Consider the following 15,471-nt stretch of genomic DNA (forward strand, 5'->3'; position numbering starts at 1 on the left):
ACGCCCGGTGCGGCGGCGTCAGGGGGCGGGCGGCGGGGGTGGAGGCGGCGGCAACAGGAACGGGAGGATCGGGGCCAGGATGTCGGGCAGCGACGGCGGCGCGGGCGGAGGCGGCGGGGCCGGTGGGGCGGCCGCGGTCTCCGGAGCCACCTCGACCTGGGCGGGCGCGGGCACATACTGCTGGGTCTGCGGTGCGGGTGCGGGCGCGGGCAGTTGCACCGGCGCGGCCGGGGCAGGGGGTGGCGGCGCGGGGGCCGGCGCCGGCGGCTGGGCATTGACGGGCTGGGTGGTGCTCGACGACGGGGTGCCGGTTTCCTCGGCGCCACCGGGGTTTTCCAGACCGGCCCGCAGCGTGCCGCCGATCAGTGCGAAGACCACGCCCATCGAGAGGATGACGAGACCGGCGAGCACCTTGGACGACATCTCCCCCGGCGCGGCCAGGCCGGGGGTGCCGTCGACGGACTCGGCGGCGGGCTGTTCCCGCGCCGCGTCGGGTTTCTCGCGTACCGCACCCACCGTCACCCGGGAACTCCTTCGAGTCGAAGCACACGCCCGCCGATCCGAAAAGCTTCTCCTTCAAGGAACCGTACACAGATTTGCCGGTCGCTCTAATGGGCTACACGGTAAGGAAATAGTTCCAGGTGGATATCTATTCGAACCGATTGCCAATAAGTTGCGCCTGCCGCGTTGCGCCGATCACGGAAGCGTGATCACCACCTTGCCGAAGGGTTCGTCCTCGGCGAAGTAGCGGAACGCGTCGACCGCCGCCTCGAACGGGTAGACCCGATCGATCACCGGGCGCATACCGTGCTCGGTCATGGTGCGGGTCATGAACTCGAGGTCCGCGCGGCTGCCCACCGCGACCCGGCGCAGGCCCACATACTTGCCGCCCAGCGGGTCGGCCGGCTGCTGCCCGGGCCCGGCCGGGAACGCGCCGATCAGGATCACCTCACCGTTGTAGGCCGTCGCCGCAAGGGATTTCGGCAGGGTCAGCTTGCCGACCGCCTCGATCACGCGCTGCACGCCGAGGCCGCCGGTGAGATCCAGTACCGCGTGCTCCCAATCCGGGGTGACCTTGCGGTCCACCACCTCGTCCGCACCGAGCTTGCGCAGCCGCTCACCCTTCTCCGGGGAGGAGGTGATCGAGATGACCCGCGCGCCCAGCATTTTCGCGTGCTGCACCGCGAACAGCCCGACCGGTCCGGTGCCCACGGTCAGGACCGTGTCCCCGGGGCCGACCGGCACCGGCTTGATCAAGCCCGCCCAGGCCACCAGCCCGGCGCAGGTGAGTGCGGCGGCCTCCACATCGGTGAGGTACGCCGGAACCTGGACCACCGACTCCTGTTCCAGCAGCGCATAGGTAGCGAGCCAGCCGTCGTGGTTCGCGCCGTACTGCTGCCCGGTCAGCGCCTGTGTCTGCGGACCGTCGACCCAGCCGACGAAGTAGGTGCTCATCACCCGGTCGCCCAGCGCGGCCCGGGTGACGTCCGAACCCAGGGCGATGACCTCGCCGACACCGTCCACCAGCGGCACCACACCCGGCCGCGCGGACACCGGGTAGGTGCCCTCCATCAGCATGATGTCGCGGCGATTCAGCGAGGCCGCCCGCACCCGCACCAGGACCTGATTCGGTCCGGGGACCGGAACCGGCTGGGGCCGGGTGCTCAGACCGGCGAGCCCACGCAGCGGCTCCAGTTGGTAGGCAACACCATTCGCGTTCTGCTTCTGTCCATCACTCATGACGACGAGTCTGCGCGGCGCGGAGTTCCCTGGCGATTCCCCGCAGGGAATGAAAGTCGCGCCGTGTGACGATTCCCTGGAGGGAATCGCGGAGCGGCACTCGCTTCCGCACAGTGGAGGTATGACGACCATGGCCGTGGCGACGACGAGCACCCCGTTCGCACAGCAACTCAAGGGCTGGCGCACGCGACGACGGCTCAGTCAGCTCGATCTGGCCATCGCCGCCGAGACCAGCCAGCGGTACCTCAGCTTCCTGGAGCAGGGGCGCTCGCATCCGGGGCGGACCATGGTGGTCCGGTTGGCCGAGGTGCTCGGACTGTCACTGCGGGAACGCAACGCCTTGCTGCTGACCGCCGGGTACGCGCCGATCTTTCCCGAATCCTCGCTGGACGCACCGGAACTCGACGCGGTACGGCACGCGCTGAGCACCATCCTGCAGGGCCACCTCCCCTATCCGGCGGTGGTGACGCGGCCCTTCGGCGTGCTGGTCGCGGCCAATCCCGCGTTCACGCTGCTGACCGAGGACTGCGCGCCCGAGCTGCTGCAGCCGCCGATCAATGTGCTGCGCCTGGCCTTGCACCCGGACGGGCTGGGGCGACGGGTGCTCAACATGCCGGAATGGGGCCGCCACGTCACCGACAGTCTGCGCAATCGCGCGGGCCGCAGCCCCGATCCCGGCCTGAACGACCTCATCGCGGAGCTGGACGGCTATCTCCCGCCGGTCGATCCGGGCCCAGGCCACCTCGGCTTCGCCGTCCCGCTGCGCCTCACCTCGGACGTCGGCGAGCTGCGCCTGATCACCACCGTCACGTCCTTCGCGACGGCCACCGACATCACGCTCTCGGAGCTGCACCTGGAAGCCTTCCTCCCCGCGGACCAGGCCACCTCCGACTATCTGCGCGAAAGGTTCTCGCACACTTAGACATTCACCCGATCATCCGGCCGCTCGGCCCACCGCGCGCCGATGTGCCCGTCGGGCCGCACGAGCAGCGCGCCATCCGCGCCGATGCCACAGCCGGCGGTATGCGCCGCGGGTAGTCGCTCGACGCGAAGTGGAGACCCGGTGTCGATCAGCTTCTCCCACGCCCCGGGCTCGGGGGTGAACACGGTGAACCACTCGCCGAGGGCGTCCAGGGTAGAGCGACCGTCGTCGAGTCGCAGGTGCGGCATGCGGCTGCCCGGCCGACCACTCGGCAGATAGCGGCCGTCGCCGTCGACCGGTGGCGTGTCTCGATCGGGCGGTGGCGTACCAGCACCGGTCCGGGCGGCCCCGGAATCGTAGGTGACGCCAAGCACCAGCCCGGTCTGGTCGAAAAAGCGGTCGGACCAGGGCAATTCGACTTCGTTGCCGGCCACGGCACCGGAACTCCGCGACGACCGCCGCGCCTCCTGCGCGTGTCGCAGCCGCTCGGCATTGGCCACCGCCTGCCGCAGCGTGCGCTGCCCGACCGGAAATCGTTCGGTCTCATAGGTTTCCAGCAATCCCGGTGCCGCCCATCCGTGCAGCACGCCCGCCAGCTTCCAGCACAGGTTGTGGACATCGGCCAGGCCCGCGTTCATGCCCAGGCCGCCGAGTACGGGGACCGCGTGCGCGGCATCGCCCGCCAGGAATATCCGGCCGTGGCGAAGGTGTTCGGCCACAAAGGCATTCATCACCCAGTGCTGGATGCGCAGCACCTCCACGGGGGTGTCGATGCCGGGGCCGAGGGCATGGGTGACCTGGGCGGACCAGTCGACGTCCGGATCCCTCGGCGTGGTACCGAACCACGCCCAGCCGCCCTCCGGATACAGCGGGGTGAACGATCCGTAGGTCGTGAAGTAGACCCCGGCGGGCTGGTCGGCGCACCAGCGCCCGAGGTCGGCGTCGAAGACCACGGTGGTGACCTCGCCGAGCGCGCCCGGGCCACTGGTACCGAGGCACAGCCGTTGCCGGACAGTGGAATTCGCACCGTCGGCGGCAATCACATACCGGGCTCGCACCCACGATTGCGTACCGTCGCCCCGGTCGGTGAGCACGGCGGTCACGTACTCGCCCTCCTCGATCAGATCCACCAGTTCGACCTCGAACCGCAGCGGCGTATCCGCGGCCGCGAGCAGGATCGGTTCCAGCCGATCCTGTGACGTGATCGCACCGGTCTCGGGGCTCTCGGGTATCGGAGCGCGGACGCCCACCATCGCCTCGGTACCGAAGTCGCTGCCGCCCAGGGTTTCCCGGAACCGCACCCGACCGAACTCGGGTCCGAAGGCCCGGCTCCGGACGGTGTCGGCGAATCCGAGTTGCCTGAAGATCTCCATCGAGCGCACATTGACCAGTCGCGATCTCGGGAACGGTGAGAGTTCGTGGTGCCGCTCCACCAGCAGGGTCCGCACGCCCCAGCGAGCCAGCAGGGCTCGGGCGGTGAGTCCGACCGGACCGCCCCCCACGATCAGCACGTCGATCTCGGCGTCTGCCATTCCCCGAGTGTGCGTCCGCGACCCGGAAACCGTCAATGACGGCGTGTTATGTCCATTTCGCTTGAATGCTTGTGCCCGAATACTCGCAGACGTATATTCGTAGACGAGTAAGGAGGTGCCGGATGGCCCGCAAGCGCAAGGTCGCGAATCTCATGGGTCTGGCGGTGCTCTCCGCGGTCGTCGTCCAGCCCATGCACCGGTACGAGATCGCTGCCAGGTTGCGGACCTGGGGCAAGGACGCCGATATGAGCATCAAATGGGGATCGCTCTACACGGTCGTGGACAACCTCACCAAGCACGGCTTCCTGGAGATCACCGGCAGCGAGCGCGACGGCGCCCGCCCGGAACGCACCATCTACACGATCACCGAGGCCGGGCGGGCCGAACTCACCGACTGGACAAGGGAACTCATCGCCGAACCGGAACCGGAGCAGCGGCGTTTCGTGGCCGGGCTCTCGGTGCTCGCGGTGCTGCCGCCCGACGAGGTCGTCGAGCTGCTGACCAGCCGAATCGCCAAGCTGGACAAGAACGTCGCGGAAATCCGGGCTCAACTGGCAGCGCTGGAGGGCACGGTGCCGTGGCTCTTCCTGGTCGAGGAGGACTACGCGCTGAACATGCTGGCGGCGGAGTCCACCTGGGCCCGCGGCCTGCGGGATTCGCTGGCCGACGGCAGCTTCCCGGATGTCGAGGGCTGGCGGTCCTGGCATCGCGACGGCGCCATGCCACCCGAACTCGTCGAACTCGCCGAAAGGGGGGCACCCGAAACACCCACCGCGACCGACTGATCCACACCGTCGGTCCCTACTGAACCGGGCCCCGGCGGGGGTGCTGCAACACCGCCACCGAAGCCCGGGAACACACCGTCTCGAACCGCGTCCGTGCAGGCGAACCCGGCACCGAGTTTGGCAACTACAGGATAACTGGGTTCTCCATACGCGCGCCGGTTCGGGGTTTTTCGTAAGCCTTCGAACACTTCTCGGGAGAGAACCATGCCTATCAACTCTGCAATCGTCATCGGCGGCGGCATTTCCGGCCCCGTCACCGCCACCGCCCTGCGCAAGGCGGGCATCGATGTCACCGTCTTCGAGTCCTATCCCGGTCCCGCCTACGGCATCGGCTCCAACCTGGCACTCGCCCCCAACGGCGTGGCCGCCCTGGACATCGTCGGGGCGGGGGACGCCGTGCGCGCCCACACGGCACCGATCAGCAAGTCGTCGATGTCGGTCAACGGCAAACGTTTCGAGCTGCCGGGGATGACGAACATCGAGCCGCTGCGGGTGATCGACCGCGCCGACCTGCACGAGGTGTTGCACGACACCGCGGTCGCCGCGGGAGTGACATTCGAATACAACAAGCGGCTCGTCGAGGTCGAGGAGCACGCGGGCGGCGTGACCGCCGTCTTCGCCGACGGCAGCGGCGCCACCGCGGACGTCCTGATCGGCGCGGACGGCATTCGCTCCACCGTGCGGACCCTGGTCGACCCGAAGGCGCCCGGCCCGACCTATCTGCGCATGCTCAGCTTCGGCGCGTACATCGACTGCGACCTCGAGCTGGAACCGGAGGCCATGACCTTCGCCTTCGGCAAGCGGGCCTACTACCTGTACTGGGTCATGCCCGACGGTCGCGTGTCGTGGGGCGCGAATCTGCCCAGCCCGCAGTACTACTCGCTGACCGAGGCCCGGGCCGTGCCCGTCGAACAGTGGCTGGGCAAGCTGCGCGAGGCCTACGCCGGGGAGGCCCCGGGCGAGCTGCTGGCCCGCAACACCGCCCCCGAGCAGCTGGCCGTGATCGGGGCCCTGCACATCATGCCGTCGGTGCCGCACTGGCACCGGGGCCGGATGGTGCTCACCGGTGACGCCATCCACGCACCCAGCAATACCTCCGGGCAGGGCGCGTCGATGGCCATCGAGAGCGCGGTCGAGCTGGCCCGCTGCCTGCGCGATATCGACGATCCGGCACGGGCTTTCGCCACCTACGAGGCGCTGCGCCGACCGCGGGTGGAGGGGATCGCGGCCCGGGTCGCCCGGATGAACCACACCAAGGCCGCCGGGCCGGTGACCCGCAAGGCCATGCAGCTCATGATGCCGCTGATGTTCAAGCGCATGGATCCGGAGAAGTATCTCGGCGCGGAGCAGCGCTTCCGGATCGACTGGGATGCGACGGTGCGCCCGGCCGCCGTCTCCGCCTGATCACGAAAAACAATGCCCGCCACGAGAAATCGTGGCGGGCATTGCTACGCGCTCGTCAGCGGACCGGCAGCACGTCCGGGTGATCGGCCTCGTCGAGCAGCTTGGTGGCGATATTGTCGATGGCCTGATCGAGGAGCGCGCGGTCGGCCGGGTCGGCGGCATCCCAGTCGGTGAGCTGACCGGCGAGCCAGCGCTTCCACGCCCCGCGCACCCGATCCACCTCGGCCACACCCTTGTCGGTGAGGGTGAGCTCGTCGCCCTCCCGCAGCAGCAACCCGTCCCGCTCGGCCTTGTCGTAGACGGGACCGATCAATTCCGCTGGAATCCAATGGGTTCGAGCAATGTCGTCGAGAGTCGCGGTGCCGCGCAGGCGGTTGTACATGCGGACCTGCCCCAGCGCCCACGCCTCGTCGCGGCCGAGCGAACTGCCCGCCGCCGCAAGGATTCCCGGATCCGGCACGGCATTGTCGCGCTGCTTGCGCAGCACCCGGGCGATGGCCCGCTCCAACTGCACCAGCCGGTCCGAGGAGTCCGGCATGGCGAACTGCTCCCCCACGTCGGTGGCCTCGGCCCGCACGCTGTCGCGCAGCTTGACCTGCTTCAGGAAGAACGCCACCACGAAGCCGAGCAGCGCCACCGGCACCACCCAGCGGAACAGGAAGTCGATGGAGTCCGCGTACGCCTGCACGATCGGTGCGGCCTGCGCCTTCGGCAGGTCACGCAACGCCGCCGGGTTCTGCGCCACCTCCGGCGGCACCCGCGATTCGATCAGCGCCGCTTCGAGATTCGGGCGCAGCTGATTGGAGTAGAGGGTGCCGAACACGGTGGTGCCGAACGCGCTGCCGATGGTCCGGAAGAAGGTGACACCGGAAGTGGCGGTGCCCAGATCCGAGTACGGGACGCTGCTCTGCACCGCGATGGTCAGCACCTGCATGGCCAGACCCACGCCCAGACCCAGGATCAGCATGTACAGCGACATCAGCCAGAACCCGGTGTGCGGGCCCATGGTCGACATGAGGAACAGGCCCACCGCCATGATCGCGCAGCCCAGGATCGGGAAGATCTTGTAGTGCCCGGTCTTGCCGACGATATTGCCCGACAGGATGGAGGTGCAGAACAGACCCACCACCAGCGGCAGCGTGCGCACCCCGGAAGCCGTCGCCGAAACCCCTTCCACGTATTGCAGATACGCGGGCAGGTAGGTCATCGCACCCAGCAGCGCGAAGCCGACGATGAAGCTCAGGATCGAGCAGACGGTGAACACATTGCTGCGGAACAGGTGCATGGGCAGCATGGGCTCGGCGGCGCGGAATTCGACGAACACGAAGCTGGCCAGTGCCACCGCCGCGGCTCCGAACAGGCCCAGGATCATCGAGGAGCCCCACGCGTATTCCTGTCCGCCCCATTCCAATCCGAGGATCAGGCAGGTGACGCCGATGGCGACCAGCGCGATGCCGAGGTAGTCGACGATCGGCTTGACGACCGAGCGGGTCATCGGAATCGTGCGGGCCGCCACCGCGATCATGACGATCGCGATGGGGACATTGACGTAGAAGCACCAGCGCCAGCTCAGATGGTCGGTGAACAGCCCGCCCAGGGTGGGTCCGATGACCGTGGTGATGCCGAACACCGCGCCCAGCGCACCCTGATACTTGCCGCGCTCGCGCAGCGGGATGACATCGGCGATCAGGGCCATGGAGGTGACCATGAGCCCGCCCGCGCCCAGGCCCTGCACGGCCCGCGCGAAGATCAGCAGCGTCATGCCGTGCGCGAGCCCGGCGACCATCGAGCCGATGATGAAGATCGCGCCGCTGAGCTGGAACACCAGCTTGCGGCCGAACAGGTCGCCGAACTTGCCCGACAGGGCGGTGGCGATGGCCTCGGCCACCAGGTACGAGGTGACCACCCAGGCCATGTGCCCGGCCCCGCCCAGGTCCGCGACGATGGTCGGCAGGGCGGTGGAGACGATGGTGGAGTCGAGCGCGGCCATCAGCATGCCGAGGGCGACGGTTCCGAAGACGACGTTTCTGCGGGCCCGGCTCAGCGGCTGCGGCGGCATGGGCTTCTCTGCGGTGACGCTGGCACCGGTCATCGGCCCAGTATGTTGCGCTCACCAGCCGAGATACGGCAACGACACGGCTAACCGGTCATTCCCGGCAGCAGACCGATCAGTTCGCCCGGACCGCGTAGTCGCCGAGCGCAGGTTCGAGGGTGTCGAAGGCGGTGGCGACCCGCTCGGCCAGCACCACCGCGATGGCCTCGTTCGACTCGCCCGCCACCGTGCGACGCAGCACTTCTTCGAACAGCGTCCGATGCACGCCGCCCAGCAGCGCGGCCGCCACCCGGGCCGTGAAATCTTCTGCGGGAGCATCGGTTTCCTCGGCCAGGACCGCCGCGAGCAGGCGTTCACGGTCCTCGTGGAACTCCCGCATCCGCGCCACCAGGGCCGGACTGCCGGTGATCAGGGCGGCGAAGTCCGGACCCGAGAAGCCCGCCAGCACGGCATCTTTCGCGGCGACCCCCGCCAGATACGCGCGGCGCAGCGCGGCCAGCGCCGACTCCCCCGGCTCTCGCTCACGCACCGTGTCCGCCGGGCCCGCGACGAAGGCCTCGCGAATATCTAGCACCAGGTCTTCCTTGCGCGGGAAGTAGTTCGTCACCGTCATCTTGGCGACCTCGGCGGCCACCGCGATCTCGGCGATGGTGACCGTGTCGTACCCGCGTTCCAGAAACAGCCGCGTGGCGGTGTCGGAGATGTTCTGCCGGGTCTGCAGCTTCTTGCGCTCGCGCAGGCCCTGCGGTGCGCCGGTCGACGACGGTGTCATAAAATCATTATGATCATTTTTTTATGACTGTCACAAGTTCGAGGCTCGGAGCGGCGGGCTATCGCTAGAACTTACTCTGAAGTAAGGTCGAACAAACGACTCGAATTGTGAGGTCAACAGCCATGGCATGGAAGCCAAGCGAAATCACGGACCAGTCCGGGCGCACGTTCGTGATCACCGGAGCCAATGGCGGTCTCGGCGAGCAGACCACCAAGGTGCTGGCGAGCAAGGGCGCCACCGTCATCATGGCCTGCCGCAATGCCGCCAAGGCCCAGGAGGTCGCCGACCGCATCGACGGTGACGTGCGGGTCGCGGCCCTGGACCTGGCCGACCTCGCCTCCGTGCGGCAGTTCGCCGAGAACACCGGCGAATTCGATGTCCTCATCAATAACGCCGGGCTGATGAACATTCCGTTCTCACGCACCAAGGACGGCTTCGAAACCCAGTGGGGCGTCAACCATCTCGGCCACTTCGCGTTGACCGGGCTGCTGCTGGACAAGATCAGCGACCGCGTGGTCTCGCTGGCTTCGATCGCGCACAAGCAGACCCCGAAGCTGTACATCGACGACCTCAACTACGAGAACCGCCGCTACCAGCGCAATCTCGCCTACGCGCAGTCCAAGCTGTCGAACCTCATGTTCGGCCGTGAACTGCAGCACCGACTCGAGGCCGCGGGCTCGACCAAGCGGTCCTACGCCGTGCACCCCGGCGTCTCGGCGACCGATCTGTTCGCCCGCACCGAAACCCCCCTGGACAAAATCTCCAAGCCGTTCATTCGCATCGTCGGCCAGTCGCCGTTCCACGCGGCCTACTCCTCGATGTTCGCGGCCACCTCCCCCGACGCCGACCCCAACATCTACTGGGGTCCGACCCGCTGGTTCGGCAGCCAGGGCCCGGTCGAGGCGTCGCCGTCGAGCAAGACCTCCCAGGACCGCGACCTCCAGCGTCGCCTGTGGGAAGAGTCCGAGCGTTTGACGGGCGTCACATACAAGTTCTGATCAGCAGACCTGCCTACTACGCGAGCCGTAGTAGGCAGGTACCGTGGAGGTCGTGTCCGCTCCCCATCGCCGTCCGGCCCTGATTATCTTCGTGGTCGTGGCCTTCCTGGCGTGCCTGGGATTGGGTTATTGGCAGTGGACCCGGTTCGAATCCGGGGGCGGCACGTACCAGAATCTCGGCTACGCATTGCAATGGCCGTTGTTCGCCGGATTCGTGGTGTGGGCCTATGTCCGCTTCGTGCGTCTGGAGCAGGAAGCGGTCGAGGAAGAGGCTCCGAGTCCCGAGGTCGCGGAGTCCGCATCGAACAGCGCTCCCGCCGCTCGGCCGCGTAGGCCGAAGTCGGTCGCGCCGCGCGAGATTCCGGCGGGCCTGCTGCCGGAGCGTCCGAAGGCGGCCCGGGACGAAGATCCCGAACTCGCCGAATACAACAAATACCTGGCCGATCTGCACGCCCAGGACATGGACGACAAGGTCCGTGACGCGGGGCTGCACCACACCGAGAGGAACGCCGGTTGAGCACCCGCGACAACTCCGCCGAAACCCCCGTCGCCGGTGAGACCACCACGCTGGCTCCCCGCCCGCTCGGTGCCGCGACGCCCGAGAAGATCCGCGGCGCGCTGGCGCGCTACCGCGTGCTGGCCTACATCACCGGTGTCTGGCTGCTGGTGCTGTGCGGCGAGATGATCTACAAGTACGGGATTCTCGACGACAGCCACAGCGCCCCGCACTGGCTGTTCTACATCGGCCAGGTGCACGGCATCTTCTACATGATCTACCTGGTCTTCACCATCGACCTGGGGATCAAGGCGCGCTGGAAGCCGCTGACCACGTTCCTCACCTGCCTGGCGGGCACGATTCCGTTCGCGTCCTTCTTCTTCGAGCACTACCGCACGCGCGAGGTGAAGGCCACCTTCGGTCTCTGAGACCGCTCGAACGAAAAACCGCGCCCCGCCGAGGAATCGGCGGGGCGCGGTCGTTTTCGGTGCTTTCTCAGCCTTCGGCCAGTGCTGCCAAGGCCGGAAGCAGTTGACGCAAGGCACGGCCGCGGTGCGAGGCCGCGTCCTTCTCGGCCGGGGTGAGCTGGGCGGAGGACACCTCCCCGCCGTCCGGGAAGAACAGCGGGTCGTAGCCGAAACCGCCGTCGCCCACCGGCTTTCGGCCGATGACGCCGGGCCATTCGCCGCGCACGACCTCCTCGACACCGTCGGCCACCAGGGCGCAGGTCGAGACGAAACGCGCGCCGCGGCGCTCGTCGGGCACGTCGCCGAGTTGGGCCAGCAGCAGGACGTTGTTGGCCTCGTCATTGCCGTGGGTGCCGGACCAGCGGGCCGACAGCACGCCGGGCATACCGTTGAGGGCATCCACCTCGAGGCCGGAATCGTCTGCGACACAGGGCAATCCGGTGGCAGCGAAACCATCGCGGGCCTTGGCGAGGGCATTGCCCTCGAAGTCCGGGGCGGTCTCGGGGGCCTCCGGATACTCCGGCACGTCGTTCAGCCCGACGATCTCGATCCCCGCGACACCCGCCTCATCCAGGATGCGGCGCAACTCGTTGAGCTTCTTGGCATTGCGGCTGGCGACCAGGACGCGACGGGTCATCGCTTCTTGGATTCCTCGGGCTCCGGCAGCACGCCCGGGTACGGCAGCGCCAGGGCTTCCTTCTGCACCACGAACAGCTGCTCGCAGCCCGCCAGCGCGGAGTCCAGCAGCTTGTCGAGGGTGGAGCGCGGGAAGGTCGCGCCCTCACCGGTGCCCTGGATCTCGACCAGGGTGCCGGTGTCGGTGGCGACCACGTTCATGTCGACCTCGGCGCGCGAATCCTCTTCGTACGGCAGGTCCAGGCGCACCCGGCCGTCGACCACGCCGACGCTCACCGCGGCGATGGCACAGGAGATCGGTTGCGGGTCGGACAGTTTCCCGGCCGCGCCCAGATAGGTGATGGCGTCCGAGAGCGCCACGTACGCGCCGGTGATGGCGGCGGTGCGGGTGCCGCCGTCGGCCTGCAGCACGTCACAGTCCAGGGCGATGGTGTTCTCGCCCAGCGCCGCCAGGTCGATGCAGGCGCGCAGCGAACGGCCGATCAGGCGCGAGATCTCCTGGGTGCGGCCACCGACCTTGCCCTTCACCGACTCTCGCCCCGAACGGGTGTGGGTGGCGGCGGGCAGCATGGCGTATTCGGCCGTCAGCCAGCCCAATCCGGAATCGCGGCGCCACGGCGGCACACCGTCGGTGACGCTCGCGGTGCACATCACCCGCGTCCCGCCGAACTCCACCAGCACCGACCCCGCCGGGTGCGAGGTGAAACCCCGGGTGATCCGTACGTCGCGGAGTTCGTCATCCGCCCTGCCATCGGCTCGTTTCGACACGGCCGTAAGCGTAACGGGCCGCGAACAGCCGCCGTCCGCGCCCCGCTGAACGACATCGGGGCGCGGAATCAGCTCAGATGTCGAAGACCTCGCCGGGCGAGACCGCGTGCACCGGACCGGAGAACACGGCCTTGGCTTCGGCGATGACGTCCTCGCGGGAAGTCCACGGGGGAATGTGGGTCAGCAGCAGTTCGCCGACGCCCGCCTGGGCGGCGATCAGACCGGCCTCGTGGCCCGACAGGTGGATGCCCGGCGGACGGTTGGCCGGGTCGTGGGTCCAGGACGCTTCGGACAGGAGAACGTCTGCGCCGCTGGCCAACTCGAAGACCTCGTCGCACAGGGCGGTGTCGCCGGTGTAGACGAAGGTGCGACCCGCGGCGGTGTTGATGCGCAGGCCGTAGGACTCCGGCGGGTGGTACATGCGCCGTGCCTCGACGGTGTGGCCGGGGCCGAAGGTGGTCGGCGTGCCCGGCTGCCAGACCCGCATGTCGATGACGTCGGACCAGTCGTCGGTCTCGCCGCCGATCTCGGCGGAGGCGTTGCCGATCCGCAGCGAGGTGTCGGTGGGGCCGTAGACGATGGCCTTCCCCGAGGGCGGATTCGGGTGGTAGCGCCGCCACACCAGCAGGCCCGGCAGATCCAGGCAGTGGTCGGCGTGCAGATGGGTGAGGAAGATGTCGACCTCACCCGGATCCAGGTACCGCTGCAGCGCGCCCAGCACGCCGGGACCGAAATCGATGACGGTCGGTGTCATATCCGGGCCGGTCAGCAAGTAACCCGAGGCCGGAGAATCCGGGCCGGACACGCTGCCCGAGCACCCGATCACGGTGAGGCGCATTCCCCCATGCTGCCACGCTGCATTCTCACTCAAAGGAGGGATCCCCCAAATCGCCGACCGCGTCCAGCGTCACCCCTGCGACGCGGTACGGCCGGCTTCAACCCCGCGACGATGACGACGTTCATTCCCAGAGAGTACCCACCCGGCAACCACTCCACCTATCGCCCCGAAAAGATGTCCTTGCCAAGAGATTTCCGGGTTGCCCGGCAGCACACCCAGCAGGATCGACCCGTAGAACACCAGCACCACCAAGCCGACCACGATCTGCAGCACATTTCGCGAGAACCAGCCCCAGCAGATCACATAGGTGAGCCAGCCGAACACCAGCACCGAGGCGCCGACCGAAACACTGTGCGCGGGCGCAGTGAGCCACTGCCCCAACCCGGCGATCACCCAGATGATGGCGGTGGCGGTCAGCCCCCGCCCGATCCCGGTCAGCAGGGCGAGCAGCCCGAGCACGATGACCGGCAGCGTGTTCCCGAACAGATGCCCCCAATTGGCATGCAGCACAGGCGCGAACAGAATGCCCGACAGCCCGGCCTCACTGCGCGGCTTCACCCCGGCATTGTCGAGTTCACCGTTGGTCGCGCTGTTGATCGCCTCGATCACATAGAGCAACGCCGTGAATCCGAGCGTCAGCACAATCGCCCGCTGCCACAGCAGCTTCACCGCCGCATTGCCGCCTGCCCGCTCGACCCCGCCCGCCGGCTTGGCCAACTGCCCCTGCAACCGCGCGATCCGATCCGGATCGAACGATCCCATCCCGCTGCCGCCGCTCATAGCAAGACCTCCTAGGCGCCCCTGCACCCGAGCGTACCGCCGGTTCCGGCCCCGCCGCCTCGGGGAATTCCCTGAGACCGCGCGATGGTCGGCGCCGCAGCGCCTGGAGCCCTCCGTCATTCCGGCATGCTCTTGGCCGGAATCCAACGCGGCAGGTGTGGATCCCGGCCAAAGGCGCACCGGGATGACGGGGCGGTCCGCATGCCGGATGCCGAAGGTCCGCTGGGCGATGTCACCGTCTCGTGCCGGTATCCGGTCACGAATGCCGCGCGCCCGCTGCGGTTTCGCAGCGGGCGCGGTCGGTGTGGTCTCCGGGTCAGGCCCAGAGTTGGCCGTCGAGTCTTTCCTCGGCCTCTTCGAGGGTGCCGTCGTAGGCGCCGGTGGAGAGGTACTTCCAGCCGCCGTCTGCGACGACGAAGGCGATGTCGGCACGCTGTCCGGCTTTGTGGGCCTTCTTGGCGACGCCGAGGGCGGCGTGCAGGATCGCGCCGGTGGAGATGCCCGCGAAAATGCCCTCTTCCAGGACCAATTCGCGGGTGCGGCGGACCGCGTCGTAGGGGCCGACGGAGAAGCGGGAGGTGAGGACCGACTCGTCGTAGAGCTCGGGGACGAAGCCCTCGTCGAGATTGCGCAGGCCGTAGACGAGTTCGCCGTAGCGCGGTTCGGCGGCGACGATGTCGATGTCGGCGACCTTCTCGCGCAGGAAACGGCCGGTGCCCATCAGGGTTCCGGTGGTGCCCAGACCCGCCACGAAATGCGTGATCTCGGGCAGGTCGGCGAGGATCTCCGGGCCGGTCGTCTCGTAGTGCGCCAGCGCGTTGGCGGGATTGCCGTACTGGTAGAGCATCACCCAGTCCGGATGCTCGGCGGCGATCTGCTTGGCCAGCGCCACAGCCTGATTGGAGCCGCCCGCGGCCGGGGAGTCGATGATCTCGGCACCGAACATGGTCAGCAGCTGACGGCGTTCCACCGACGTGTTCTCCGGCATCACGCACACCAGCTGGTAGCCCTTGAGTTTGGCGGCCATGGCCAGCGAGATGCCGGTATTGCCGCTGGTGGGCTCGAGGATGGTGCAGCCGGGGGTGAGCCGTCCGTCGGCCTCGGCCGCCTCGATCATGCGCAGCGCCGGACGGTCCTTGATGGATCCGGTCGGGTTGCGGTCCTCGAGCTTGGCCCACAGCCGCACGTGATTCTCACCGTCCCACTGCGGCGAGAGGTTCTTCAACCCCACCAACGGGGTATTGCCCAGCGTCGCGATCAGCGACTCGTAGCGCGCCACG

At 68.2% G+C, this 15,471-nt stretch carries 16 protein-coding genes; 6 read left to right on the forward strand and 10 right to left on the reverse strand.

Annotation, left to right across the window (positions count from 1 at the left end):
* Nucleotides 1-18: 18 nt before the first annotated feature.
* The gene (locus tag ACYVN4_RS42060) at nt 19-522 is read right to left on the reverse strand and encodes a hypothetical protein (RefSeq protein ID WP_460729352.1); all 504 of its coding nucleotides are present in this window, start codon (nt 520-522) and stop codon (nt 19-21) included.
* Between the two features lie 174 nt (nt 523-696).
* Nucleotides 697-1,740 carry a zinc-dependent alcohol dehydrogenase family protein gene (locus tag ACYVN4_RS42065; protein ID WP_460729355.1) on the reverse strand — a complete coding sequence of 348 codons (1,044 nt, stop codon included), beginning with the start codon at nt 1,738-1,740 and terminating at the stop codon, nt 697-699.
* 121 nt (nt 1,741-1,861) lie between these two features.
* Between ACYVN4_RS42065 and ACYVN4_RS42070 the strand changes: the two genes are divergently transcribed.
* Complete coding sequence (locus ACYVN4_RS42070; RefSeq protein ID WP_460729357.1) at nt 1,862-2,662, forward strand: helix-turn-helix domain-containing protein; 801 nt, start codon at nt 1,862-1,864, stop codon at nt 2,660-2,662.
* Here ACYVN4_RS42070 and ACYVN4_RS42075 read toward each other — a convergent pair.
* On the reverse strand, nt 2,659-4,194 hold the full coding sequence (locus tag ACYVN4_RS42075) for an FAD-dependent monooxygenase (RefSeq protein ID WP_460729359.1): 1,536 nt from the start codon (nt 4,192-4,194) through the stop codon (nt 2,659-2,661). The two genes, ACYVN4_RS42070 and ACYVN4_RS42075, sit on opposite strands and share 4 nt — an antisense overlap.
* Nucleotides 4,195-4,316: 122 nt before the next feature.
* On the opposite strand from ACYVN4_RS42075, the gene ACYVN4_RS42080 reads away from it, so the two are divergent.
* Together ACYVN4_RS42080 and ACYVN4_RS42085 are read left to right on the forward strand one after the other, a co-directional pair.
* A complete protein-coding gene (locus tag ACYVN4_RS42080; protein WP_460729361.1) occupies nt 4,317-4,979 on the forward strand; it encodes a PadR family transcriptional regulator in 663 nt (220 codons plus the stop codon).
* A 204-nt stretch (nt 4,980-5,183) separates the two neighbouring features.
* Nucleotides 5,184-6,383 carry an FAD-dependent monooxygenase gene (locus tag ACYVN4_RS42085; RefSeq protein ID WP_460729363.1) on the forward strand — a complete coding sequence of 400 codons (1,200 nt, stop codon included), beginning with the start codon at nt 5,184-5,186 and terminating at the stop codon, nt 6,381-6,383.
* A gap of 55 nt (nt 6,384-6,438) precedes the next feature.
* Here ACYVN4_RS42085 and ACYVN4_RS42090 read toward each other — a convergent pair whose 3' ends face one another.
* Complete coding sequence (locus tag ACYVN4_RS42090) at nt 6,439-8,475, reverse strand: MDR family MFS transporter (RefSeq protein ID WP_460729365.1); 2,037 nt, start codon at nt 8,473-8,475, stop codon at nt 6,439-6,441.
* Nucleotides 8,476-8,551: 76 nt separating this feature from the next.
* Nucleotides 8,552-9,208, reverse strand: coding sequence for a TetR/AcrR family transcriptional regulator (locus tag ACYVN4_RS42095; RefSeq protein ID WP_460729367.1), 657 nt, complete (start codon nt 9,206-9,208; stop codon nt 8,552-8,554).
* Between the two features lie 122 nt (nt 9,209-9,330).
* Here ACYVN4_RS42095 and ACYVN4_RS42100 point away from each other — a divergent pair, with 122 nt between their 5' ends.
* From ACYVN4_RS42100 to ACYVN4_RS42110, 3 genes are read left to right on the forward strand one after another with little or no spacing between them, the layout of a single operon-like run.
* The gene (locus ACYVN4_RS42100; protein WP_460729368.1) at nt 9,331-10,206 is read left to right on the forward strand and encodes an oxidoreductase; all 876 of its coding nucleotides are present in this window, start codon (nt 9,331-9,333) and stop codon (nt 10,204-10,206) included.
* Between the two features lie 43 nt (nt 10,207-10,249).
* Complete coding sequence (locus ACYVN4_RS42105) at nt 10,250-10,723, forward strand: transcriptional regulator (RefSeq protein WP_460729370.1); 474 nt, start codon at nt 10,250-10,252, stop codon at nt 10,721-10,723.
* Nucleotides 10,720-11,130 (forward strand): DUF3817 domain-containing protein, encoded by a 411-nt coding sequence (locus ACYVN4_RS42110; protein ID WP_460729372.1) that lies wholly within the window; start codon nt 10,720-10,722, stop codon nt 11,128-11,130. The genes ACYVN4_RS42105 and ACYVN4_RS42110 overlap by 4 nt, the downstream gene beginning before the upstream one ends.
* A gap of 67 nt (nt 11,131-11,197) precedes the next feature.
* On the opposite strand, the gene ACYVN4_RS42115 is transcribed toward ACYVN4_RS42110, so the two are convergent.
* From ACYVN4_RS42115 to ACYVN4_RS42135, 5 genes are all read right to left on the reverse strand, one after another.
* A complete protein-coding gene (locus ACYVN4_RS42115; RefSeq protein ID WP_460729374.1) occupies nt 11,198-11,806 on the reverse strand; it encodes a non-canonical purine NTP pyrophosphatase in 609 nt (202 codons plus the stop codon).
* On the reverse strand, nt 11,803-12,573 hold the full coding sequence (gene rph / locus ACYVN4_RS42120; protein WP_379358203.1) for a ribonuclease PH: 771 nt from the start codon (nt 12,571-12,573) through the stop codon (nt 11,803-11,805). The genes ACYVN4_RS42115 and rph overlap by 4 nt, the downstream gene beginning before the upstream one ends.
* Nucleotides 12,574-12,646: 73 nt before the next feature.
* Entirely contained in the window at nt 12,647-13,411 is a 765-nt protein-coding gene (locus ACYVN4_RS42125) for a cyclic nucleotide-degrading phosphodiesterase (protein ID WP_460729377.1), read from the reverse strand.
* Nucleotides 13,412-13,480: 69 nt separating this feature from the next.
* The gene (locus tag ACYVN4_RS42130) at nt 13,481-14,173 is read right to left on the reverse strand and encodes a rhomboid family intramembrane serine protease (RefSeq protein WP_460729433.1); all 693 of its coding nucleotides are present in this window, start codon (nt 14,171-14,173) and stop codon (nt 13,481-13,483) included.
* 334 nt (nt 14,174-14,507) lie between these two features.
* Entirely contained in the window at nt 14,508-15,470 is a 963-nt protein-coding gene (locus ACYVN4_RS42135; protein WP_460729378.1) for a PLP-dependent cysteine synthase family protein, read from the reverse strand.
* Nucleotide 15,471 lies beyond the last annotated feature (1 nt).

This window comes from Nocardia heshunensis (genome assembly GCF_054782115.1).

Bases quoted from the DNA above. Each gene is read 5' to 3' on its own strand.
- ACYVN4_RS42095 (WP_460729367.1), bottom strand. From the start codon at position 9,208: ATGACACCGTCGTCGACCGGCGCACCGCAGGGCCTGCGCGAGCGCAAG.
- ACYVN4_RS42125 (WP_460729377.1), bottom strand. From the start codon at position 13,411: ATGCGCCTCACCGTGATCGGGTGCTCGGGCAGCGTGTCCGGCCCGGAT.
- ACYVN4_RS42090 (WP_460729365.1), bottom strand. From the start codon at position 8,475: ATGACCGGTGCCAGCGTCACCGCAGAGAAGCCCATGCCGCCGCAGCCG.
- ACYVN4_RS42065 (WP_460729355.1), bottom strand. From the start codon at position 1,740: ATGAGTGATGGACAGAAGCAGAACGCGAATGGTGTTGCCTACCAACTG.
- ACYVN4_RS42075 (WP_460729359.1), bottom strand. From the start codon at position 4,194: ATGGCAGACGCCGAGATCGACGTGCTGATCGTGGGGGGCGGTCCGGTC.
- ACYVN4_RS42070 (WP_460729357.1), top strand. From the start codon at position 1,862: ATGACGACCATGGCCGTGGCGACGACGAGCACCCCGTTCGCACAGCAA.
- ACYVN4_RS42080 (WP_460729361.1), top strand. From the start codon at position 4,317: ATGGCCCGCAAGCGCAAGGTCGCGAATCTCATGGGTCTGGCGGTGCTC.
- ACYVN4_RS42100 (WP_460729368.1), top strand. From the start codon at position 9,331: ATGGCATGGAAGCCAAGCGAAATCACGGACCAGTCCGGGCGCACGTTC.
- ACYVN4_RS42115 (WP_460729374.1), bottom strand. From the start codon at position 11,806: ATGACCCGTCGCGTCCTGGTCGCCAGCCGCAATGCCAAGAAGCTCAAC.
- ACYVN4_RS42085 (WP_460729363.1), top strand. From the start codon at position 5,184: ATGCCTATCAACTCTGCAATCGTCATCGGCGGCGGCATTTCCGGCCCC.
- ACYVN4_RS42130 (WP_460729433.1), bottom strand. From the start codon at position 14,173: ATGGGATCGTTCGATCCGGATCGGATCGCGCGGTTGCAGGGGCAGTTG.